Origin of the sequence: Sulfitobacter sp. 15WGC (genome assembly GCF_005068605.1) — a bacterium.
In the GTDB taxonomy this organism is placed as follows: Bacteria; Pseudomonadota; Alphaproteobacteria; order Rhodobacterales; family Rhodobacteraceae; genus Sulfitobacter; species Sulfitobacter faviae.
In genome coordinates this window covers 79,934-102,164 of sequence record NZ_SZNL01000008.1, presented here as the reverse complement: position 1 = coordinate 102,164, position 22,231 = coordinate 79,934, and the positions used below count along the sequence as shown (strand labels likewise).

The following is a 22,231-nucleotide window of genomic DNA, read 5'->3' as shown; positions in this document are numbered from 1 at the left end:
GCGATGCGCGATTTTTACGGCACCGCCCTGCCCCTGCCGCTGATGCTGGGCACCGCGCGCTACCCCTCGCCCGCAGTGATGGAGGCCGCCTTTCGCCAAAGCGCCGCGCCGGTCGCCACGGTTTCGCTGCGCCGCGAGCAAGGCGCGGGACAGGCGTTTTGGGACATGGTGCGCGGCTTGGGCGTGCATCTGCTGCCCAACACCGCCGGCTGCCATTCGGCGCGCGAGGCGATCACCACGGCGCAGATGGCGCGGGAGTATTTTGGCACCAATTGGATCAAGCTGGAGGTCATCGGCCATGCCGACACCTTGCAACCTGACCCCTTCGGGCTGGTCGAGGCTGCCGAGGCGCTCTGCGCCGATGGGTTCGAGGTCTTCCCCTATACCACCGAGGATCAGGTGCTGGCCGCGCGGCTGGTCGATGCAGGCTGCCGGGTGCTGATGCCTTGGGGTGCGCCGATCGGCTCGGGGCTGGGGCTGAACAACCTGCACGGGCTGCGCAGTCTGCGGGCAGCATTTCCCGATGTGGCCATGGTGATCGACGCGGGCCTCGGCCTGCCCAGCCATGCCGCGCAAGCGCTGGAGATGGGGTTCGACGCGGTGCTTTTGAACACCGCCGTGGCCGAGGCCCGCGACCCCGCCGCCATGGCCGAAGCCTTTGCGCTGGCCTGCCGCGCGGGCGCGCTTGCAGCCGCTTCCGGCCCCATGGGCCAGCGCGACATGGCCGTGCCCTCCACCCCCGTCATCGGAAAGGCTTGGCTATGAGCTTGCCGCGTTTCTACCCCGTCTTCGATAGTGCCGCATGGGTCGCGCGGGCCGTGCCCTTGGGTGTGAAGCTGGTGCAACTGCGCATCAAGGACGCGCCGGAAGAGGTGCTGCGCGCCGAGATCACCACCGCGCTCGACCTCTGCCGCCAGCACGGCGCGCTGCTGGTAGTGAATGACCATTGGCAACTGGCGATTGAACTGGGGGCCGATTGGCTGCATCTGGGGCAAGAGGATTTGGACAGTGCCGACATCCCCGCGATCCGCGCCGCCGGGCTGAAGCTGGGCCTGTCGACCCATGACCATGCCGAGCTTGACCGCGCGCTGGCCCTCGCCCCTGATTACATCGCCCTGGGCCCCGTCTATCCGACCATTCTGAAAAAGATGAAATGGACCGAACAGGGGCTCGACCGGCTGACGGAATGGAAGGCGCGGATCGGGGATATCCCGCTTTGCGCCATTGGCGGCATGTCTGTCGCCCGCGCGCCGGGGGCCTTTGCCGCCGGGGCCGATACGGTGGCGGCGGTCACGGATATCACGCTGAACGCAGACCCCGAAGCGCGGATGCGCGAATGGCTTGAGGTGACGGCATGAGCCGCTACGCCCGCCAGACGGTTCTGCCGCAGGTCGGTGCCGAGGGGCAAGCGCGGCTCACGGCGGCGCATGTGCTGGTCGTCGGGGCCGGAGCGCTGGCGGTGCCCGTGCTGCAATATCTCGTCGGGGCCGGTGTCGGGCGGATCACATTGGTGGACGGCGATCAGGTGGCCTTGAGCAATCTGCACCGCCAACCGCTCTACCGGATGGACGATATCGGCAGGCCCAAGGTCCGTGCTGCCGCCGAGGCGATGGCGGCGCTGAACCCCGAGGTGACGCTTGCCCCGCGTGCCGAATGGCTCACCCCCGCCAATGCGCCCGCCCTGCTGGCGGACTGCGATATCGCCCTCGACTGCGCCGACACTTTCGCCGCCAGCCTGACCCTGTCGGACGAAGCCCGGGCGCAGGGCAAACCGCTGATTTCAGCCTCGGCCCTTGGGCTTTCCGGCTATGTCGGCGGTTTCTGCGGGGGTGCCCCCTCGCTGCGCGCTGTTTTCCCTGACCTGCCGCAGACAGCAGCGACCTGTGACACGGCGGGCGTCTTGGGGCCCGTGGTCGGGATGATCGGCGCGGCACAGGCGCAGATGGCGCTCTCGGTCCTGCTGGGTCTCGCGCCCTCCCCGCTGGGGCAACTCATGATCTGGGACGCCGCGCAATGGCGCATGTCGGGCTTTCGTTTCGACAGCGCGCCCGAACCTGCGCGCGCCGCAGGTTTCATCGCCGAAAGCCAGATCGCCCCGCGCGATATGGTCATCGACCTGCGCGCCGAAGCGCCCGCGCCTTTCTCAGCCCAAGCGCGTCATGTCCCGCCCGAGGCGCTGCCGGACCTGCCGTTGCCAGCCGATGCACCGCGCATCGTGCTCGCCTGCCGCACCGGCCTGCGCGCGCATCACGCGGCCAAAACCCTCCGCCCCCGCTGGCCGGGCGAGATCGCCCTGCTCGCCCTCCCGGGCGCCTGACCCTCTTCCCGCATAAACGATATACTGGAGACCCTTCGTGAAAAACATCCTCGCCCCCCTTGCCCTGACGCTGATCGCGGCCCCCGCCTTGGCCCAAGACAAGATGACCGTCATGCTCGACTGGTTCGTGAACCCTGACCACGGGCCGATCATTCTGGCGCAGGAAAAGGGCTATTTCACCGATGCGGGGCTAGAGGTCGAACTCGTCTCTCCCGCCGACCCGAATGAGCCGCCGCGCATGGTGGCGGCGGGCCGGGTCGATCTTGCGGTCTCTTACCAGCCGGAACTGCATCTCGCCCAGCGCGAGGGCTTGGACCTGCGTCGCGTGGGCACGCTGGTCGAAACCCCTCTCACCTGCCTCGTCGTCCGCGCCGACGGGCCGGTGCAGGAGATGGCGGACCTGAAGGGCCGAAAGGTGGGTTTCGCCGTGGCGGGCGTGCAAGAGATGCTGCTGAATGCGATGCTGAGCCACAATGGCGTGGCGCCTGCCGAGGTCGAGCAAATCAACATCGGTTGGTCGATCTCGCCCGCGCTAATGTCGGGCCAAGTCGACGGGGTGATCGGCGCGTTCCGCAATTTCGAGCTGAACCAGATGCAAATCGAAGGCCATGAGGGCCGTTGCTTTTACCCCGAAGCCGAGGGCGTGCCCGCCTATGACGAGTTGATCTACGTCGCCCATGCCGAAGAGATGGACCGCGACATGATCGCCCGCTTCCTGCGTGCCACCGAACGGGCCGCCGCCGATATCGTGAATGATCCGGCCACCAGCGGAGAGGTCTTCTTTGCCTCCGACGCCGAGCTGCGCAACGAGTTGAACACCCGCGCATGGGAAGACACTTGGCCCCGTTTCGCCACCCGCCCCGCCGCGGTGGACCACGGGCGCTATGACCGGTTCGAGACCTTCATGCAGGAAAGCGGCGTGGTGGACGCCGTGATCCCCGCCGCCGATCTAGTGGTCGACGTCACAGCGCAGGCGAAACCATGACGGCGCCCGATTACGGCAAGGCCTTCGCCGCTTGGCGCGATGGTGCCGGAGAGACATGGCGGGCCTATACCCGCCATGACTTTGTCGAACAGCTGGGCGACGGCAGTCTGCCACAGGCCAGCTATCTGCATTACCTGCGGCAGGACTATGTTTTCCTGATTCACTTCGCCCGCGCTTGGGCTCTTGCTGCGGCCAAGGCGGAAACGCTGGATGAAATGGCCGCCGCGAGTGCCACGGTCCATGCGCTCGTGCATGTGGAGATGCCCCTCCACTTGGAAACCTGCGCAGGCCATGGCATCGACCGCACCTCGCTTGAGGCCACGGCAGAGGCTCCCGGCAACCTCGCCTATACGCGCTATGTTTTGGAGGCGGGCTATTCCGGGGACTTCCTTGACCTGATGGCCGCCCTCGCCCCCTGCGTTCTGGGCTATGGTGAGATCGGGTTGGCCCTGCGGGGCAATGACGGCCCCTATGCCGATTGGTGCTCGGTCTATGGCGGCGAGGAGTATCAAGCATTGTGCCGCGATGTCGGCGCGCTGATCGACGGGGGGCTAGAGCGGCGTCTGGGTGCAAACTGGCAAACCCTGCCACGGACCAAGACCTTGCAAGAGCGTTTCAACACGGCCACAGCGCTTGAGGTCGGCTTTTGGGACATGGCGCTGTCGCCCGCGGCAGCATGACCGCCCCTACGGTGCATCTATCGGGCGCGCTTCACGGCGCCGCTGGCCCCTTGATCGACCATTTTGATCTTACCCTCAAGGCCGGGCAATGGAACGTCTTGCTCGGCCCCTCGGGTGTGGGGAAAACTTCGCTGCTGCGTCTGCTTGCGGGTCTGCCCACTGTGGCCCGGCTGGAGGGCCGTATTGCTACGGATGACGACCGTCCCATCGCCCCACGTGTTGCGATGATGGCGCAGGACGATCAACTGCTGCCTTGGGCGAATGCGGTTGAGAATGTCACCATCCCCGCCCGGCTGCGCGGAGAACGGACGGACCCTGACCGCGCCGCAGCACTTTTGGCCGAGGTCGGGCTTCGTGCGGAGCTGCGCCGCAAACCTGCCCAGCTTTCCGCCGGTCAGCGCCAGCGCGTCACCCTTGCCCGCACGCTTTACGAAGACCGCCCCGTGGTCTTGCTGGACGAACCGTTCTCGGCCCTCGATGTGGTGACCCGCCTTAAAATGCAGGATCTAGTGGCGCGGCTGCTTTGCGGGCGAACCGTTCTGCTGATCACCCATGACCCGGCTGAGGCCCTAAGGCTCGCCGATCACGCTTGGATCGTGAGCCGCCATGGGGTCGCCCCCTGCCCCCTGCCCAAAGCGCCGCCGCCGCGCCGGATCGACGCCCCCGAGACCCTCGCCGCTCAAGCCGATCTGCTGCGCCGCATGGGGCTGGCCTCGCCCGCGCAGGTCGCCTGATGGTATCTACGTTGCATAAATTATGGCGTGGCATGGTCTGCTTCGCCCTCGCCGTCGCGATCTGGCAGCTTGTCGTCACCCTCAGCGGCGTGCCGCGTTTCATCCTGCCGGGGCCTTGGCTTGTCTTGCAAGCGCTGGGCGGGAATGCCGCGCTGCTCTGGCAGAATGCGCTGTGGTCGGCGGGCAATCTTGCGCTGGGCTTGAGTTTGGGCATTTTCCTCGGCATCGAAACGGCGCTGTTGCTGACGCTCTCGCGCCGCGCGCGCTGGCTGCTGCGCCCGATGCTGGTGGTGGCTCAGGCCGTGCCTGTCTTCGCCCTCGCCCCGGTCATCACCCTTTGGCTTGGCTACGGGATGCCCTCCAAGATCGTGACCATCGCGCTGGTCACCTATTTTCCCATCGCCTCGGCCCTCTTCGACCGGCTAATGGCGCTGCCCCCGGGCCTGCGCGATCTGGCGCATCTTTCCGGCGCCAACCGCTGGCGCGAAACACTGCTGCTGCGCCTGCCCCACGCCGTGCCCGGCCTGATCTCGGGCCTGCGTCTGGCGGTGGTCTATGGCCCCCTCGCGGTACTGATCGGCGAATGGGTCGGCTCCTCCCGCGGGCTGGGGCATCTGATGCTGATGGCCAATGGCCGCGGCCAAACCGCGCTCATGTTCGCGGCCCTGATCGTGCTCGCGGCGCTGTCGCTGCTGCTCTGGTCCGCGGTCGAAGCGCTCGCCCGCTGGACGGCACGGCGGTTTTATATGTGAGGGGCTGGGCGGTGGGTGTGCTGGCGGAGGAGGTGGGATTCGAACCCACGGTACGCTCTCACGCACGCCGGTTTTCAAGACCGGTGCATTCGACCACTCTGCCACTCCTCCGCAGTACGCTCCTCCTAGAGCGCCGGGATCGATTCGGCAAACGCACATTTTCGCGGCCAGCCCCCCGCACCCCTTTGGGGAAATTCGCCGATCTGCCCTGCGCGGTCTTTTCAAGCGCCGCCCGGTCGGGTTACTCTGCGCCAAAGCCCCTTTCAGAGGGGCGCAGGGCGTGCCGATCCAACGGCGCGACATTCTCGCGGGACATGGGTCGCGGCGCGCGACGACAGCAGGCAAGGACATCAAGGGCATGAGCAGGGACAATCAACCGTTGCGCATCAAGAAAAGCCGCGCGGCGGGCTTGGGCGTGGGCATTCTGGCAGTTGGTTTGCTGGCCGGTTGCGAGGGTGGCGATTTCAAACTCCCCTTCGGTGCAAACGAAGGTGCCAGCGCGCCGCGCAGCACCTCGACCAAATTGGTGGAGCGTGATGTCGAAGCGCCCGAGGTTTTCTCAGCCACGGATGAGGGTCTTTGGGACGGGCGCCCCTCGCTCGGCGGGGTCTGGGTGGCGCATCCGGACGTCACCGAACCTGAACGCGTGATCGTGCGCAATGAGGCGAACGGCAAATTCGTCATCGGTGCCCTGTTCAGGCGCGAGCGGGAGTTGCCCGGACCCAAACTGCAAATCTCTTCGGATGCCGCCGCCGCGCTTGGCATTCTGGCGGGCGCCCCGACGCCGCTGAACGTGACCGCCCTGCGCCGCGAGGAAAGCGCCGCCCCGGAAGAGAGCTTTGAGGCCGAGAATAGCGGTGACGCTGCAGCCACTCTTGCCAGCCCCGCCCCTGTTACCGCCACGGCGCTGGCCCCTGCGCCGACGGCCAGCACCGCTGCCACTGCCACCGCCAAACCGGCGGCCAAACCGCCCGCCCCCGCGGCCCCGAAACCGGCGCGCCCGGCGGCTGGTGCGAAACTGTCCAAACCCTACGTGCAACTGGGCATTTTCAGCGTGGAGGCCAATGCCACCCGCACCGCCAAACAGATGCGCGGCGCGGGCATGGTGCCCACCGTCAAGCAAAGCGCGATCAATAACAAACCCTTCTGGCGCGTGGTGATCGGCCCCGCCACCAGCAAATCCGAACTCGATACCCTTCTCAAGAAGGTCAAGGCCGAGGGCTTTACCGACGCCTACGCCGTGTCGAACTGACAAACCGGAGGAAATGCTTCCTATGATCCGCCTTTTTGCCGCCGCCGTGGCACTGGTGCTGACGCTCCAGCCCGCCGCCGCTTTCGATACCCGCGCCACCGCCGCCTATGTGTTGGACCAGACCACCGGCACCGTGCTGCTGGCCAAGAACGCGGATGAGCCGCTGCCGCCCGCCTCCATGTCCAAGCTGATGACGCTCTACATGGCCTTCGAGGCCGTGGAGCGTGGCAAGCAGAACGGCGGGCTCGATTTGGTTGAGAAACTGCCCGTCTCGGAGCACGCCATGTCCTATGGCGGCTCGACCATGTTCCTCGACACCACCGACCGTGTCTCGGTCGAAGACCTGATCCGCGGCATCATCGTGCTGTCGGGCAATGACGCCAGCGCCGTGATTGCCGAAGCGCTGAGCCCCGATGGCACCGAATACGGCTTTGCCCGGCTGATGACACAGCGCGCGCAGCAGATGGGGATGACCAATTCCACCTTCGCCAATTCCAATGGCTGGCCGCAGGCGGGGCATCTGATGTCGGTGCGCGATCTGGGGCTGCTGGCCAACCGGATCATCACCGATTTCCCGCAGTTCTACCCGCTTTTCGCCGAACGGGAGTTCGCCTTTGATGGCCGCGCGCCGCAGAACAAGACCAACCGCAACCCGCTTTTGGGTCTGGGCATCGGCGCGGATGGCCTGAAAACCGGGCACACCAATGAAGCGGGCTATGGGCTTGTCGGTTCGGCCAAACAGGGCGACCGCCGGGTGATCTTTGTGCTTTCCGGCCTCGACAGCGCCGCCGCCCGCGCGCAGGAGGCTGAATCGGTGGTCAACTGGGCCTTCCGCCAGTTCACGCAGCGTGATCTGGGCGAAGCGGGCACCCGCATTGCCGAAGCCCCCGTGGCCCTTGGCACGACCCAATCGGTCGGGCTTGAGCTGAAAGACGATCTGTCGATGCTGGTGCCTGTCACCGGCGGGGATGAGATCGAGGCCGAGGTGATCTACACCGGCCCGTTCCAAGCGCCGATCAGCAAGGGGGACGAATTGGGCGAACTGGTGGTCGACCGGGGCGATTTGCCCGCGATGCGCGTGCCGCTGGTGGCCTCAACCTCCATCGCGCCGGGCGGGTTCATGGTCAAGATGACCGCCGCCGCCCTGCATCTGATGAACCGCCTCAACGCAGGCCCGCAGGCGGCCCCCACCGTGGAAGCGGAAACTTCGTGACCAGCGCAGAGAAGGCCCGCGCGCCGGGCCTCTTCGTCACTTTCGAAGGCATTGATGGCTCTGGCAAATCCACCCAAGCGCGACTTCTGGCGGATCATCTGACGGCACAGGGCCATGACGTGGTGCTGACCCGCGAACCGGGCGGCAGCCCGGGGGCCGAGGAAATTCGTGCGCTTGTCTTGCAGGGTGATCCCGACCGCTGGTCGGCGCAGACGGAAATCCTGCTCTTCACCGCCGCCCGCCGCGATCATCTTGAACGCACCATTCGCCCCGCGCTCGACGCCGGGAAGGTCGTAATCTGCGACCGATTTGCCGATAGCACGCGGATGTATCAGGGGCTGTCGCGCGGCGATCTGCGGCAGATGGTCGATGACCTGCACGCGCTGATGATCGGGGTGGAGCCTGACCTGACCCTCTTGATCGACATGGATCCGGCCCATGGCCTTGAACGCGCCCTCTCGCGCCAGACGGCAGAGGAGCGGTTCGAGGATTTCGGCGTGGAACTCCAAGCCAAGATGCGCGCCGGTTTTCTGAGCCTTGCCGAGGAGTTCAGCGACCGCTTCCATGTGATCGACGGGGGCCGCGACATCGACAGCGTGGCTCAAGAGGTGACCGCCTGCGTGACCGCGCGTTTGGGCTGATCCACGCGCCCTGCCCGCTTCCCTCTGCGGCGAAACATGCTAGACCGAGGCCATGACAGACGACGCCCCCCAGCCAGACCGTGTGGAAGGTGCCCGCCACCCGCGCGACACGCCGAAACTGATCGGCCAAAGCGCCGCCGAGGCTGCCTTTCTCGACGCTTTCAACAGCGGAAAATTGCATCACGCATGGATGCTGACCGGCCCGCGCGGTGTGGGCAAGGCGACGCTGGCATGGCGCATCGCGCGGTTTCTTCTGGCGACCCCCGACCCCGATGGCGGGATGTTCGACCTGCCCCCGGCCGAGACGCTTGAGATCGACCCCGACCACCCGGTCGCCCGCCGCGTCGCCGCCGGGGCCGAGGCGGGGCTGAAGTCCGTCACCCGCACGCTGAACCCCGACACCAAGAAGATGCGCAAGCAGATCGTCGTCGATGACATCCGCGCGCTGAACGGTTTCTTCCAGATGTCCGCCACCGATGGGGGCCGCCGCGTGGTCATCATCGACGACGCGGATGAGATGAACCCCAACGCCGCCAACGCGCTGCTGAAGATGCTGGAGGAACCGCCGGAGCGCGCCGTTCTGCTGCTGCTCAGCCACCAGCCCTCCAGCCTTTTGCCCACCATCCGCTCGCGCTGCCGCACCCTACGCCTCGGCACGCTCGACGCGGCTCAGATGGCCGAGGCGCTGGACGGCTCGGGTGTGGAAGTCGAGGACGATCCCGCCGCGCTGGCCGAGCTTTCCGGCGGGTCGGTCGGCGGGGCGCTGCGCCTGTCGCTGATGGGCGGGGTGAAAACCTATGCCGATCTCGTCGGGCTGCTCTCTTCGCTGCCGCAACTTGACCGGGGCCGCGCCATCAAACTGGCCGAAGCCGCAGCACAGCGCGGGGGGGAGGCGAAACTCGACCTGCTCTTTACTCTGCTGGACCTGCTGCTGGTGCGTCTGGCCCGCACCGGGGCCACCGGTGCGCCGCCCGCGCAGCCCGCCTGCGCCGATGAGATTGCCGTGCTGCAACGCCTTTCGCCCAGCCCCGCACAGGGGCGCGCATGGGCCGACGCGGCGCAGCAGATATCCGACCGCGCCCGTCACGGGCTGGCGGTGAACCTTGACCCTGCCGCGCTGGTCCTAGATACCCTGCGGCAGATAGGCCAGACGGCGCCAAGATAGCCGAAAGGACAGCATGACCGACACGCCCCAGATCACCGACAGCCACTGCCACCTCGATTTCGAGAGCCTGCAAGAAGACCTGCCCCGCGTCATCGCCCGCGCGGCGGAGGCTGGCGTCACGCGCATGGTCACCATCTGCACCCGGCTAAAGAATGAGCCGAGCGTGCGGGCCATCGCCGAGGCGCATGAGCCGGTGTTCTACGCCGCAGGCACCCACCCGATGTCTGCCGCGGAAGAGCCGATGGCTTCGGTCGACGAACTTCTCGCCCTGACCCAGCACCCCAAGATGGTCGGCATCGGTGAGACGGGCCTCGACTACCACTACACCGCAGAGAGCGCCAAGGTGCAAAAGACCTCCCTGCGCATCCATATCGCCGCGGCGCGGGAAAGTGGCTTACCGCTGATCATCCATGCCCGCGATGCGGATGACGACATGGCCCGCATCCTGCGCGAAGAACATGCGAATGGCGCTTATAGCTGCGTCATGCATTGCTTCTCCTCCTCCGCTGAACTGGCCCGTGCCGCGCTCGATCTGGGGTTCTACCTGTCGATGTCCGGCATCACCGCCTTCCCCAAATCGCAGGCGCTGCGCGATATTTTCGCCGCCGCCCCGCTCGACCGTATTCTGGTGGAAACCGACGCGCCCTATCTCGCCCCGCCGCCGCATCGCGGCAAACCGAATGAGCCTGCCTTTACCGCCCATACCGCCCGCCGCGCGGCAGAGACCTTTGGCCTCGACTACGCCGATTTCGCGGCCCGCACGCAGGAGAATTTTGAGCGTCTCTTCGCGAAAGCCGCCGCTTGGGAGCCTGCGCGCTGATGACCGACCTGCGGGTGACCATATTGGGCTGCGGCTCCTCCGGCGGGGTTCCGCGGATCGGCGGCCACTGGGGCGCTTGCGACCCGAATGAGCCCAAGAACACCCGCCGCCGCTGCTCGATCCTTGTGGAGCGGGTGACGGAGGCAGGCACGACCACCGTCTTGATCGACACCTCCCCCGACATGCGCAGCCAGCTGTTGGACGCAGGCATCGGGCGGCTCGATGCGGTGATCTATACCCATTCCCACGCGGATCACGTTCACGGACTGGACGATTTGCGCATGGTGGTGATGAACATGCGCGCGCGGCTGCCGGTCTGGGCCGATGCGCCCACCCGGGACGCGCTGATCGAACGGTTCGGCTATGCCTTCGTGCAGCCGGAATGGTCGAGCTACCCGCCCATCCTCGACATGCATGAGATCACCGGCGAGGTCAGCATCGACGGCCCGGGTGGCACGCTGAAATTCAACCCCTTCACCGTCACCCATGGCAATATCGACGCGCTCGGTTTTCGCTTTGATGATATCGTCTATCTGCCCGATGTCTCGGCCATCCCTGAGGCGTGCTGGCCGATGATGGACAACCTGCGCTGCTGGATCGTCGACGCCCTGCGCCGGGAGCCGCATCCGACCCATAGCCATCTGGCGCAGACCCTTAGCTGGATCGACCGCGTGGCGCCCGAAACGGCGGTCCTGACCAATATGCACAACGACCTTGATTACCACACCGTCGCCGCAGAGACGCCGGATTACATTCAACCGGCCTATGACGGGCTGACCCTTCATTTCCCCCTTCCCCATTCAGACTAGGCAGCGCCGGGCGCGGGCCTGAGGGTCGGCGCCCCCGCCGCACCCCCATAAGGCCCCTATCAAGTGCAAACTCTTTTAGACGTCATCCTGCCGGTCTTTCTGGTCATCGGCTTTGGTTATGTTGCGGTCTGGCGTGGGCTCTTCCCCGTCTCGGGCATCGACGGGGTGATGAAATTCACCCAGAACTTCGCGATCCCCTGTCTGCTGTTCCAAGCCATCGCCCGCATTGATCTGTCGAGCAGCTATGACCCGCGCCTTCTGGGCAGTTTCTACGGAGGCGCGGCGCTGTGTTTTGCGCTTGGCATCCTTGGCGCGCGGCTCTTGTTCCGCCGCGACTGGGAAGACAGCGTGGCGATCGGATTTTGCTGCCTGTTCTCGAATTCGATCCTGCTGGGCCTGCCGATCACCGAACGCGCTTACGGGCCCGAGGCGCTGGCCGGGAACTATGCGATCCTGTCGTTCCACGCGCCCTTTTGCTACGGTTTGGGCATCACGGTGATGGAATTCGTGCGCAACCGCGGGCAATCGGGCCTGTCGCTGCTGCGCAATGTCAGCCGGGCGATGTTTCGCAACGCGCTGGTTCTGGCGATCCTCGGCGGCTTTGCCGTCAACCTCAGCGGTCTGCCGATCCCCGGTGTGGTGGATGACGCGCTGTCGCTCATTGTCCGCGCCGCCCTGCCTGCCGCGCTCTTCGCGCTTGGCGGCGTGCTGCTGCAATACAAGCCCGAAGGCGACATGAAGGCGATCCTCATGGTCTGCGCCATTGCCCTTTTGGTGCATCCCGCGCTGGTCTGGAGCTTTGGCACCATGCTGTCGCTGCCGCAGGCCGGTTTCCGGTCCGGCGTGCTGACGGCGGCGATGGCACCGGGGTTCAACGCCTATATTTTCGCCAATATGTACGGCCGCGCGCGCCGTGTGGCGGCCAGCTCCGTGCTGATCGCGACGGGCAGCTCGATCCTGACGGTATGGCTGTGGCTCACGGTGCTGGGCTGAGCGGGCCGTGCGCGAAAAGCCCGCGATCTCTGTGATTTACCGGGGAAAGTGGTGCGGGTGAAGGGACTCGAACCCCCACGCCAAAGGCGCCAGAACCTAAATCTGGTGCGTCTACCAATTCCGCCACACCCGCACTGCACCAACCGGTGCCCGCGCTGATTAGCAAACCCGCGCGGCAGATGCGAGAGCAAAAAAGCACAAGACATTAACCGGATGTTTGCATATGGTTGGTGATACCTGAGGCAGGTACAATAGAAAGAGACGCCCATGAAACCGAATACGGTCGGGTGCGTAGGCGGCAAAGATCGCCATGGGGGGCAGTTTTCCCCATTCGCTGCGCTGGACACCGGTCTTGTGCAGGGCGCCCTTATTTTGACGCTGGATGGTGAAATCCCGGTTGAGTATCTCTCGGTCGGGGATCGGGTCATTACGCGTGACAGTGGCTTTGCAAAAATCCTTCATATTCAACGCACGACCCGCAGCGTGCGGCGCATCGCGCTGGCGGCGGGATCGCTGGGCCACACGCGGCCCGAGCGCGACGTCGCCCTCGCCGGGGATCAGATGGTGCTGGTGCGGGATTGGCGCGCGCGGGCGCTTTTCAATTCCGAACGCGCCTTGGTCGCGGCGCGGGCCTTGGTCGACGATGAATTCATCACCGATTTGGGGGAGGAAGAGACGACCCTGATCCAGATATTTTGCGACGGCCCGCATGTGATCTACGCCGATGGGCTGGAGCTTGGCACCGCCGATGCCGCCCGCGCCCGCGGCGCGGTGTTGCACGCGGCCTAAACCCCCAAGTCCCGCAGCACTTGCGGCATCAGATCGGGCAGGTCCTCGGCGATCAGCCCCGGCCCATGCAGCAGCGCTGCCTCGGCATGTATCCACGCCGCGGTGGAGGCTGCTTCGACCGGGGCGATCTCCCGCGCGAGCAGCCCGGTGATAAGCCCCGCCAAGACATCACCCGCCCCAGCGGTGGCCAGCCAAGGAGTTGCCCGGTCTTGGATCGCGCTATGCCGCCGGACCTCTCCACCGGGCGTGGCGATGATCGTTTCCGGCCCTTTCAATAAGATCACGCAGCCGAACCGCGCGGCAGCCTCGCGCGCGGCCTGCGCCTTGGCCCCCTCCTCCTCGGCTTTCGTTGCCTCGGCCAGATCTGGGGCCAGCCGGGCGAACTCCCCCATATGCGGGGTCAAAACGCAGCCTTCATGAAGCGCGTCGCGCAGGTCGGCCTCTTGCGACAGCAGGGTGATCGCATCGGCGTCCAACACGACATGCGGCGCGGCGAGGGCTGCTTTGACAAGCCCCGCTGCGCGCGCGCCCAATCCCAAGGCGGGCCCGAGGCAGAGCGCGTTGATCCGGCTGTCTTCGAGCGTTTCGGACAGGGCCGCGCCATCCGGTATCCGTTGCAGCATGACCGCCGTGAGTTGCATCGCCGCTTCAAGCTGCGCGACGGGCGGCACGCCCAAGGTCACGGCCCCTGCCCCGATCCGCAGCGCCCCGCGCGCCGCCATACGCGCGGCCCCGGTCTGGCCCGGCCCGCCAGATAGGACGAGCGCATGACCGTGGTCATATTTATGCCCCGGCTCTTTGCGCAGTAAATCGACGTTCAGGCTCTCGCGGGTGATCTCGGGAATACGCATGCGAAGGGATCTAGCAACTGCCGCCAAAAGGTACAGCCCGGAGCCGATTCACGAATGCTTATTTTTTAGGCGCGTTGCGCAAATTCTCAGCGACCCTTGGCAAATGCATCCGCCGCGCCATGTTACCCCCTGCCCGGCGCTGGACGTTACGCGGGCGGGATGCTCTGTCGAAACCAGAGCATAAATGCGCGGGAATTGTCAGGGGATTACCATGAAAAAGATCGAAGCCATCATCAAGCCGTTCAAACTCGACGAAGTCAAAGAAGCCCTTCAAGACGTGGGCGTTCAAGGTCTGAGTGTGATTGAAGTGAAAGGCTTCGGCCGCCAGAAAGGCCACACCGAGCTCTATCGCGGTGCGGAATATGTTGTAGATTTCCTTCCCAAAGTGAAGGTCGAAGTGGTATTGGATGACGACCAGGTCGATGCCGCTATCGAGGCCATCGTCGACGCCGCCAAGACGGAGAAAATCGGTGACGGCAAAATCTTCGTTTCCCCTGTTGAACAAACAATTCGCATCCGTACCGGTGAATCCGGTTCAGACGCGCTTTGACAACGGCCCTCGGGCCCAGACTACGAATAGACCATAAAGGACCTACACGATGGATACCCAGGAATTCCTGAGCAAAATCAAAGATGAAGGCATCGAATATGTCGACATCCGCTTTACCGACACCCGCGGCGCCTTGCAGCACGTTACCATCGTGAGCGATCTGGTCGACGAAGACTTCCTCGAAGAAGGCTTCATGTTCGACGGCTCCTCCATCGCAGGTTGGAAAAGCATCGAAGCCTCCGACATGAAGCTGATGCCCGACGTCAGCACCGCCTATGTCGACCCCTTCTATGCCGAAACCACGATCTGCATGCACTGCTCCATCGTTGAGCCCGACACCGGCGAAAGCTATGAGCGTGACCCCCGTGGCACCGCGGAAAAGGCCGAAGCCTATCTGCGTTCCTCGGGCATTGGCGACAACGCCTACTTTGGCCCCGAGGCTGAGTTCTTCCTCTTTGACAACGTCAAATTCTCGAACGAAGTCAACAAGGTATCTTACGAAGTTGACGCATCCGACGGCTCGTGGAACACCGACACCGACTATGAGATGGGCAACATGGGCCACCGCCCGGGCCTCAAAGGCGGCTACTTCCCGGTGAACCCGGTGGACGAAGCGCAAGACCTGCGCGCCGAGATGCTCTCGACCATGAAGCGCCTTGGCATGAAGGTCGACAAGCATCACCACGAGGTTGCCTCCTGCCAGCACGAGCTGGGTCTGATTTTTGGTGAGCTGACCAAACAGGCGGATGAAATCCAGAAGTACAAATACGTGATCCACAACGTGGCCCACGCCTATGGCAAATCGGCGACCTTCATGCCGAAGCCGGTCTTTGGCGACAACGGCTCGGGCATGCACGTGAACATGTCGATCTGGAAAGACGGCAAGCCGCTGTTTGCGGGCGACAAATACGCCGATCTCAGCCAAGAGGCACTGTGGTTCATCGGCGGCATTCTGGCCCACGCCAAATCGCTCAATGCCTTCACCAACCCGACGACCAACAGCTACAAGCGTCTGATCCCGGGTTTCGAAGCGCCGGTTCTGCGCGCCTACTCCGCGCGTAACCGTTCGGGCTGCGTGCGTATCCCGTGGACCGAAAGCCCCAAGGCCAAGCGCGTTGAGGCCCGTTTCCCCGATCCGGCGGCGAACCCCTATCTGGCGTTCTCGGCCCTCTTGATGGCCGGCCTTGACGGCATCAAGAACAAGATCGACCCGGGCGAGGCGATGGACAAGAACCTCTATGACCTCCCCGCGGAAGAGCTGGCAGACATCCCGACAGTGGCCGGTTCGCTGCGCGAAGCGCTGGACGAGCTGTCCAACGACATGGACTATCTGCTGGCCGGTGACGTGTTCACCCGCGACCAGATCGAAGGCTATATCGCGCTGAAGACGGAAGAGGTTCTGAAATTCGAACAGACCCCGCACCCCGTTGAATTCGGCATGTACTACAGCTGCTGATCAGCCACCCGCCCCGCGGGGCGCGAGAGAAAGTCGAAAGGGCGCGGTTCATTCCGCGCCCTTTTGCATGGCACCCCCCGGAACAGAGCCTGCCTTGCCGCGTTGGCTTGGCAGAGCAGCAAAGAAGGAGTGCGCATCATGGCCGATGATTCAACGGCGCTGACGGATGTTGTCGATGAGTTGAAAGACGCATCCGAGGGGAAAGAGACCGTTGAAGTTGGCCAATTAATCGACGCGCTCGACCAGCGCGGCTATGGTCCCGCCCTTGCCGTACTGCCGCTGATGGAGCTTACCCCCCTCGGCGGCATCCCCGGCTTTCCCACTGCGCTGGCCCTTCTGGTGGGGCTGCTCGCCCTGCGGATGCTACTGGGGTATGAGCATTTCTGGGCCCCGAACTGGCTGCGCAAGCGCACATTGGATACCGACAAGGTGCTGAAATCCGTCGAATGGCTGCGGCCCGTCTCGCAATGGATCGACGATAAGCTACAGGCCCGGCTGTCGCGCATTGCAGGCGCCACCGGTCAAAAGGTCGCCTGTGTCGTCATCCTTTGCCTGTGCTTTTCCGTCCCCCCGCTTGAGGTGGTGCCCTTCGCCACCTCCGCGCCGATGATCGTGATTTCCATCTTCGGGCTGGCGCTGCTTTATCGCGACGGGCTGCTCATGCTGCTGGGCTTTATCGGCGCCGGGATCGCGGCTTTTGCAGGTGCCTCCTATTTTCTGGGCGGCTGACCGCCCCGCGCCCCACCATCGCCTTAAAAGAGCCACAGCGCTTAAGCACTCTTTACCAAGACCCGGCTAAGGAAGCGGATAGATGGCGATTTCTACGACGACCTTTAACGAGCGGCTGCACCGCATTGAACAGCGCGCAAAACAGGCGCGCGGCAGGCAGCGCCGCGCCAAGCGCAGCCGCAAAGGGCTGGTCTTTCTGGTGACCATCGGCCTGCTCTTTGGTGGAGCAAGCTTCGCCCAAGACAGCGCGCCGCAGGTCAATCTCTGGGCCGGCACCGCCCTTGAATACATCCGCGCCCTACTGCCCCGCTGAGGGCCAAAGATTTTCCCTTTCGGTCGCCAAGTGAGTTGAACCGTTGCCCATATGGGCTAACCTTTGCTCGGCACACAGACGCAGAGGGTCAATCTCATGTTCAGAACACTTTTCACCACCACCGCGGCCATCTGCACCTTCATGGCCGCGCCGACTTTGGCCGCGCAATGCGGCAATACGGCCAATGGCTTTGAGGCATGGAAAGGCGCTTTCGCCCAAGAGGCCCGCGCCGCAGGCGTCGGCCAGCGCGGCTTGGACGCATTGGCAAGCGCGCGCTACGCCAATGGCACCATCGCCGCCGACCGGAACCAGAAATCCTTCAAATACTCCCTGTCCAAGTTCATGCAGGTGCGCGGCGCGGATACGATCGTGGCCCAAGGCCGTAAACGCAAAGCGCGCAACGCCGGGCTCTATAGCGCGCTTGAGCAGCGCTATGGCGTGCCTGCGGGGGTCTTGCTGGCGATCCACGGGATGGAGACGGGCTTTGGCGGTTTCATGGGCAATAGCGCTGTCGTCTCGGCCATCACCACGCTGGCCTATGATTGCCGCCGCTCCGACTTTTTCGTGCCCCATGCCATTGGCGCGCTGAAACTGGTCGACCGCGGGGCCATCACCTCTAACACCCAAGGCGCGAAACATGGTGAGTTGGGCCACACGCAATTCCTGCCCGGCAACGCGCTGCGCTATGGGGTTGACGGCAATGGCGACGGTCGGGTCGATTTCTACAATCAGGTCGACGCACTGGCCTCCACCGCCAATTTCCTGCGGCAGAAAGGCTGGCAGCCGGGGGCGGGCTATCAAGAGGGGCAGCCGAACTTCCGCGTGATCCAAGCTTGGAACGCGGCGGGCGTGTACCAAAAGGCCATCGCCATCATGGCCAGCCGCATCGACGGCTAACAGCCCATTTATCCTAAGTTAAGCGGCGGCGCGTCCCCACCCGGGGCGCGCCGTTTGCATTTGGCGCGCAGCGCCCCCCGCAGCCCATTTAATTTCGGCCTGCCAAAGGGTTCCTTGCAATCTTTTGCCCCCCGGGGGGAACCCCCCGCGGCGTCAGTCGTTGGACTGTAGATAAGATAATTGCTGCAGACGAATGGAGGGACCCATGCACGGAATTTTCTACCTCATCGGCCTGATCGTGGTCGTTCTCGCGATCCTGAATCTCGTATTTTAAAGGAGGTCACCATGCCCGACAACAACACCACACAGACCCAAAGCGCCGCCGCCAAAGAGCAGGCGACCGCTGCAAAAGACAAAGCCGCCGCTGCCGCGAGCAACGCCGCTGAATCCGCCAAGGCGCAGGCCCGCGACGTCGCCGACACCGTGTCCGCCGAAGCGACCAACTATGCCTACCAAGCGCGCGACACCGCCGCTGACGAGGTCAAAGGCGTGGCCTCTGCCCTGCGCACCGCGGCAGATGAATTGCGCAGCGGCTCTCCGCAGGAGCGTAGCTTTAGCCAGTTGGCCGATGGTCTCGCCGATGTCTCTGACACCATGCGCGACAAGGATCTGGGCGAGATGATGGGCGACCTGAACGGTTTCGCCAAGCGCAACCCGCTGGTCTTCCTCGGTGGCGCGGCCCTTCTGGGCTTCGTGGCGACCCGTTTCGCCAAAGCCTCCAGCGATCGGCCTCAGGGCGGCTACGGCGGCACCGGCGTCGAATATGACGACGACGACCGCATCGACCGTCCGATGACCGGCACGCCGCCCACCGGTGCTGCCAGCACCGTGCCCGGCCGCACCGCCGCTCAGCCGACAACTCAGCCTGCCGCGCCCAACGTCGTTACAGGAGATAAAGTATGACCACCGAAAGCAATAAATCCGCCGGGAGCCTGCTGACCGAAGCACTCTCCCACGTCAGTTCGCTGATGCGCAAAGAGGTCGATCTGGCCCGCGCCGAAGTGAATGAGAACCTGAAACATGCGGGCGTGGCCATTGGCCTGATCGTCGGCGCCGTGGTTGTGGCCCTCACCGCCCTGAACGTGTTGAGCGCCGCCCTCGTGGCCGCCCTGACCGAAGCTGGCATCGCCGCCGGTTGGTCCGCCGTGATCGTGGGCGTTCTTCTGGCCATCGTCGCCTATGTGATGATCCAGAAAGGCACCAATGATCTGAAGCTCAGCAGCCTTGCACCGAGCCGCACCGCCAAAAACGTCAAGCGTGACGCAGAGACCATGAAGGAGGTCTACGATGACAAATGACTCCAGAAACCCCGAAGAAATTGAACGCGAAATCGAGCGGGAGCGTGCCGGTCTGGCCGATACGCTGGACGATCTGCAAGACCGCTTTTCGGTCGAAGGCATTGCGCGTCAGTTCTCTGACCAGTTCCGCGAGCATGGCGGCGACTGGGGTCGCTCCATCTCTGACGCGGCCAAGCGCAACCCGGTCGCATTGGCGCTGACAGGAGCGGGCCTTGCGTGGATGATGTTCGGCAGCGGCAACAGCCGTGACCGCCGCGGCTACGAAGGTTTGGACCGCGACCGCGCACATCCCGTGCCGGTACCGGTGACAAACACCGAAAACCGCCCCGCCGTGCGCGGCGCGCGTCGTTCCTCTGCCCCCGCAAGCGCCTATGCCACCAGCTATGGCTCCGAACGCGGCGCTGCCGATGATGTGCCCGCATGGGCCCGTGACGTGCATCACGACGACGATGATGGCCGCGGCTTCGGCGATCGTGCCCGCTCTGCCGCAGGCAGCGTGAAAGGGGCCGCAGGCTCCGCCGCGAGCGGTGTCTCCGGTGCCGCAGGCTCTGCCGCTGGCAGCGTCAAGGGCGCTGCAAGCTCGGCTGCCGGGCGTGCCCGCTCCGCCGGTTCCTCGGTCGCCAGCGGCGCCCGCTATGCCCGTGACCGCGCGTCCTATGGCACGCGTTCCGCCGTGGACAGCATCCGCAGCACCGCCAGCGGCGCGGCCCACAGCGTACGCGACAGCGCCAATGCCGCCAATGAGCGCGCCCATGCCCTGCGGGACCGTCTGTCAGAAGGCACCGAAAACATGACCGCCGAAGCGCGTGAGCGTATCGTGATGGCCCGTGCCCGCGCCGTGGATGCGTGGAACGCCGGCGGTCGCTATGCCCGTCAGGGCGGTGAGCGTGCCTCGGACATGTTCGAAGAGCATCCGATGGTCGCCGGTGCGCTGGCCCTCGCAGTGGGTGCCGCAATCGGCGCCGCCCTGCCCCGCAGCCGCACCGAAGACGCCTATATGGGCGAGCACAGCGATGCGCTCTTTAACGAGGCCGAGCGTATCTACGCGGAAGAGCGTGACAAGCTGGGCAAGGTCGCCAAGGCCGCGACGGATGAGGCAGGCAAGGTCTTGAAAGAGACCAAAGACAATGCCGATGCCGCTGCCGACGAAGAGACCGCCGCCGATGCCGCCGTGAAAAAGGCAAAGGAAAGCGGTCAGCGCGTCGCGGACGCGGCTAAAAGCGAAGCCGACAAGCAAAAGCTCGGCGACGTGAAGAGCTAAGCCAAGCCACGCCCGCTCCCGACCTCGGGGGCGGGCATATTTTACGATACGAAATTAACGTCAAAGGACCAGATATGGCGCGCGGACGGAAAGCGGAAACGCCGATGGAGATACCGGCCCCCGGATGGAAAGACATCCTATTGCGGGTCAAGGATGAGATCGCCGCCGATCATGTGTCGCTTGTCGCCGCCGGTGTCGCCTTTTACGCGCTGCTGGCGATTTTCCCTGCCGTGACCGCTCTGATGGCGCTCGCCGGATTGGTAATGGAGCCCGCTCAGGTCACCGCGCAGCTTGAATCCCTGACCAACCTCATTCCCGAAGAAGCCGCCAATATCATCCTCGGCCAAGCCGTCGCCGTGACGGGGTCGGAAGAGACGGGTCTGGGCTGGGCCTTCTTGATCGGTCTGGCCCTCGCGCTCTACTCCGCGTCCAAGGGCGTGGGCAGTCTGATGGAAGGTCTGAACGTCGCCTATGACGAGGATGAGACCCGTGGTTTTGTCTCCAAACTGATCTGGACGCTTGGCCTCACCCTCATGTTGATCGGCGTGCTGCTCTTGGGCCTTGCGGCCACGTTGGCTGTGCCTGCTGTGGTCGCCTTTCTCGCCCTGCCCGATTGGGTCGAGACGCTGCTCACCTACGGCAGTTGGGTGCTGCTTGCCGCACTTACCGCGCTCGCGCTGGCCGTGCTCTACCGCTACGGCCCTGCCCGTGACGATGCGGAGTGGAAATGGCTCACCCCCGGCTCCATCATCGCCTGCATCTTGTGGATCGTCGCCTCTATCGGGTTTTCGATCTACGTCAGCAACTTCGGCAGCTACAACGAAAGTTTCGGCAGCATGGCCGGGGCGATCATCCTGCTGATGTGGCTTTGGATCTCAGCCTTCATCGTGCTTCTGGGGGCTGAGTTCAACTCCGAGATGGAGGCCCAGACCCGCAAGGACAGCACCACCGGCCCGGATGAGCCGATGGGCCAACGCGACGCGGTCAAGGCCGATAAGCTGGGCCGCGCGAAGGGCAAATAGGAGAATTCTCATGGCACCGCGCGCACTTTGGAAAGGTCAACTTCGCCTCTCGCTGGTGTCGATTCCGGTCGAGATATTCTCGGCCACCAAGACCAGTTCCAAAGTCTCTTTTCGGCAAATTCACAAACCCTCGGGCAAGCGGGTCCGCTATGAGAAATCCGTGCCCGGCATCGGCCCGGTCAAGGCCGAGGATATCGTCAAAGGCTATGAGGTCGGCAGCGACGAATATATCCTGCTCGACCCCGATGAGGTGGATGAGATCAAGCTAGAGACGAAAAAGACCTTTGAGTTGGTCCAATTCGTCGATGCCTGCGAAATCTCTCCGCTCTATTTCGACAAACCCTATTACATCACCGCTTCCGACGATCTCGCCCAAGACGCCTACCGCGTGGTGCGCGATGCGCTGCGCCAGTCTGGCAAGGTTGGTTTGGGGCAGGTCACCATGCGCGGCAAGGAATATCTGGCCTGCGTCAAACCCTGCGGCGACGGGCTGTTGATGGAGACGCTGCACTATGCCGATGAGCTGCGCGAGGCGGATCAGATCTTCACCGATATCGAGGACGACAAGACCGACAAGGAATTGCTCGATGTCGCGACTTCGCTCATCGACAAGAAAACCGCGCCCTTCGACGCCTCCGCCTATACCGACAAATATGCCGAGGCGATGCAAAAGCTGTTGGATGCGAAGGTGAAGAACAAAAAGA

At 64.4% G+C, this 22,231-nt stretch carries 26 protein-coding genes and 2 tRNA genes; 25 read left to right on the top strand and 3 right to left on the bottom strand.

All coding sequences use genetic code 11. The features are described 5' to 3' along the window. Positions 1-3: 3 nt before the first annotated feature. Genes FCK22_RS08805 through FCK22_RS08775 form a run of 7 tightly spaced genes read left to right on the top strand, consistent with a single transcriptional unit; the run spans position 4 to position 5,468 of the window. Positions 4-765, top strand: coding sequence for a thiazole synthase (locus tag FCK22_RS08805; protein ID WP_067260906.1), 762 nt, complete (start codon positions 4-6; stop codon positions 763-765). Beyond that, positions 762-1,358, top strand: a complete 597-nt coding sequence (locus FCK22_RS08800; RefSeq protein ID WP_136720375.1) for a thiamine phosphate synthase — start codon at positions 762-764, stop codon at positions 1,356-1,358. The genes FCK22_RS08805 and FCK22_RS08800 overlap by 4 nt, the downstream gene beginning before the upstream one ends. Then, the gene (locus FCK22_RS08795) at positions 1,355-2,317 is read left to right on the top strand and encodes a HesA/MoeB/ThiF family protein (RefSeq protein ID WP_067266306.1); all 963 of its coding nucleotides are present in this window, start codon (positions 1,355-1,357) and stop codon (positions 2,315-2,317) included. The genes FCK22_RS08800 and FCK22_RS08795 overlap by 4 nt, the downstream gene beginning before the upstream one ends. A 37-nt stretch (positions 2,318-2,354) precedes the next feature. Beyond that, a complete protein-coding gene (locus tag FCK22_RS08790) occupies positions 2,355-3,302 on the top strand; it encodes an ABC transporter substrate-binding protein (RefSeq protein ID WP_067266308.1) in 948 nt (315 codons plus the stop codon). Continuing rightward, a complete protein-coding gene (locus FCK22_RS08785) occupies positions 3,299-3,982 on the top strand; it encodes a TenA family protein (protein ID WP_136720374.1) in 684 nt (227 codons plus the stop codon). Before FCK22_RS08790 ends, FCK22_RS08785 begins: the two co-directional genes overlap by 4 nt. Next, positions 3,979-4,716 (top strand): ATP-binding cassette domain-containing protein, encoded by a 738-nt coding sequence (locus FCK22_RS08780; protein ID WP_067266313.1) that lies wholly within the window; start codon positions 3,979-3,981, stop codon positions 4,714-4,716. The genes FCK22_RS08785 and FCK22_RS08780 overlap by 4 nt, the downstream gene beginning before the upstream one ends. Before the next feature lie 32 nt (positions 4,717-4,748). Then, the gene (locus tag FCK22_RS08775) at positions 4,749-5,468 is read left to right on the top strand and encodes an ABC transporter permease (RefSeq protein WP_067266315.1); all 720 of its coding nucleotides are present in this window, start codon (positions 4,749-4,751) and stop codon (positions 5,466-5,468) included. 21 nt (positions 5,469-5,489) lie between these two features. On the opposite strand, the gene FCK22_RS08770 is transcribed toward FCK22_RS08775, so the two are convergent. Then, positions 5,490-5,579, bottom strand: a tRNA-Ser gene (locus FCK22_RS08770). Between the two features lie 247 nt (positions 5,580-5,826). Between FCK22_RS08770 and FCK22_RS08765 the strand changes: the two genes are divergently transcribed. The 7 genes from FCK22_RS08765 to FCK22_RS08735 all read left to right on the top strand — a co-directional run bounded on the left by FCK22_RS08765 (position 5,827) and on the right by FCK22_RS08735 (position 12,361). After that, positions 5,827-6,720: an SPOR domain-containing protein gene (locus tag FCK22_RS08765; protein WP_067266460.1), complete on the top strand. Its 894-nt coding sequence runs from the start codon at positions 5,827-5,829 to the stop codon at positions 6,718-6,720. Between the two features lie 22 nt (positions 6,721-6,742). After that, positions 6,743-7,933: a D-alanyl-D-alanine carboxypeptidase family protein gene (locus tag FCK22_RS08760; protein WP_067266316.1), complete on the top strand. Its 1,191-nt coding sequence runs from the start codon at positions 6,743-6,745 to the stop codon at positions 7,931-7,933. Next, positions 7,930-8,574: a dTMP kinase gene (gene tmk / locus FCK22_RS08755; RefSeq protein WP_067266319.1), complete on the top strand. Its 645-nt coding sequence runs from the start codon at positions 7,930-7,932 to the stop codon at positions 8,572-8,574. The genes FCK22_RS08760 and tmk overlap by 4 nt, the downstream gene beginning before the upstream one ends. Before the next feature lie 52 nt (positions 8,575-8,626). Continuing rightward, entirely contained in the window at positions 8,627-9,739 is a 1,113-nt protein-coding gene (locus tag FCK22_RS08750; protein ID WP_067266321.1) for a DNA polymerase III subunit delta', read from the top strand. 13 nt (positions 9,740-9,752) lie between these two features. Beyond that, a complete protein-coding gene (locus tag FCK22_RS08745) occupies positions 9,753-10,559 on the top strand; it encodes a TatD family hydrolase (RefSeq protein WP_067266324.1) in 807 nt (268 codons plus the stop codon). Further along, positions 10,559-11,368 carry an MBL fold metallo-hydrolase gene (locus FCK22_RS08740; protein ID WP_067266327.1) on the top strand — a complete coding sequence of 270 codons (810 nt, stop codon included), beginning with the start codon at positions 10,559-10,561 and terminating at the stop codon, positions 11,366-11,368. The genes FCK22_RS08745 and FCK22_RS08740 overlap by 1 nt, the downstream gene beginning before the upstream one ends. 63 nt (positions 11,369-11,431) lie before the next feature. Then, entirely contained in the window at positions 11,432-12,361 is a 930-nt protein-coding gene (locus FCK22_RS08735; RefSeq protein WP_067266328.1) for an AEC family transporter, read from the top strand. Between the two features lie 49 nt (positions 12,362-12,410). Here the strand turns inward: FCK22_RS08735 and FCK22_RS08730 are convergent. Further along, positions 12,411-12,494, bottom strand: a tRNA-Leu gene (locus tag FCK22_RS08730). Positions 12,495-12,628: 134 nt separating this feature from the next. Between FCK22_RS08730 and FCK22_RS08725 the strand changes: the two genes are divergently transcribed. Continuing rightward, positions 12,629-13,150, top strand: coding sequence for a Hint domain-containing protein (locus tag FCK22_RS08725; protein WP_067266333.1), 522 nt, complete (start codon positions 12,629-12,631; stop codon positions 13,148-13,150). Here FCK22_RS08725 and FCK22_RS08720 read toward each other — a convergent pair. Further along, complete coding sequence (locus tag FCK22_RS08720; RefSeq protein ID WP_067266335.1) at positions 13,147-14,001, bottom strand: NAD(P)H-hydrate dehydratase; 855 nt, start codon at positions 13,999-14,001, stop codon at positions 13,147-13,149. The genes FCK22_RS08725 and FCK22_RS08720 overlap by 4 nt on opposite strands. Before the next feature lie 211 nt (positions 14,002-14,212). Between FCK22_RS08720 and FCK22_RS08715 the strand changes: the two genes are divergently transcribed. The 10 genes from FCK22_RS08715 to FCK22_RS08670 form a co-directional block, all read left to right on the top strand. Next, entirely contained in the window at positions 14,213-14,551 is a 339-nt protein-coding gene (locus FCK22_RS08715) for a P-II family nitrogen regulator (RefSeq protein WP_067266338.1), read from the top strand. A gap of 49 nt (positions 14,552-14,600) precedes the next feature. Beyond that, on the top strand, positions 14,601-16,007 hold the full coding sequence (gene glnA, locus FCK22_RS08710) for a type I glutamate--ammonia ligase (RefSeq protein ID WP_067266342.1): 1,407 nt from the start codon (positions 14,601-14,603) through the stop codon (positions 16,005-16,007). 138 nt (positions 16,008-16,145) lie between these two features. Next, positions 16,146-16,736, top strand: a complete 591-nt coding sequence (locus tag FCK22_RS08705; protein ID WP_067266344.1) for an exopolysaccharide biosynthesis protein — start codon at positions 16,146-16,148, stop codon at positions 16,734-16,736. A gap of 82 nt (positions 16,737-16,818) precedes the next feature. Then, positions 16,819-17,049, top strand: a complete 231-nt coding sequence (locus FCK22_RS08700; protein WP_067266347.1) for a hypothetical protein — start codon at positions 16,819-16,821, stop codon at positions 17,047-17,049. A 141-nt stretch (positions 17,050-17,190) separates the two neighbouring features. Then, complete coding sequence (locus FCK22_RS08695; RefSeq protein WP_197470946.1) at positions 17,191-17,946, top strand: lytic murein transglycosylase; 756 nt, start codon at positions 17,191-17,193, stop codon at positions 17,944-17,946. A 285-nt stretch (positions 17,947-18,231) separates the two neighbouring features. Further along, positions 18,232-18,849 carry a hypothetical protein gene (locus FCK22_RS08690; RefSeq protein ID WP_067266352.1) on the top strand — a complete coding sequence of 206 codons (618 nt, stop codon included), beginning with the start codon at positions 18,232-18,234 and terminating at the stop codon, positions 18,847-18,849. Next, on the top strand, positions 18,846-19,244 hold the full coding sequence (locus FCK22_RS08685) for a phage holin family protein (protein WP_067266354.1): 399 nt from the start codon (positions 18,846-18,848) through the stop codon (positions 19,242-19,244). Before FCK22_RS08690 ends, FCK22_RS08685 begins: the two co-directional genes overlap by 4 nt. Next, positions 19,234-20,505 carry a DUF3618 domain-containing protein gene (locus tag FCK22_RS08680; RefSeq protein WP_067266356.1) on the top strand — a complete coding sequence of 424 codons (1,272 nt, stop codon included), beginning with the start codon at positions 19,234-19,236 and terminating at the stop codon, positions 20,503-20,505. The genes FCK22_RS08685 and FCK22_RS08680 overlap by 11 nt, the downstream gene beginning before the upstream one ends. 74 nt (positions 20,506-20,579) lie before the next feature. Then, positions 20,580-21,527 carry a YihY/virulence factor BrkB family protein gene (locus FCK22_RS08675; protein ID WP_067266359.1) on the top strand — a complete coding sequence of 316 codons (948 nt, stop codon included), beginning with the start codon at positions 20,580-20,582 and terminating at the stop codon, positions 21,525-21,527. A 10-nt stretch (positions 21,528-21,537) separates the two neighbouring features. Further along, positions 21,538-22,231: Ku protein (locus FCK22_RS08670; RefSeq protein ID WP_136720386.1), on the top strand; the 694-nt coding region annotated here is incomplete at its 3' end.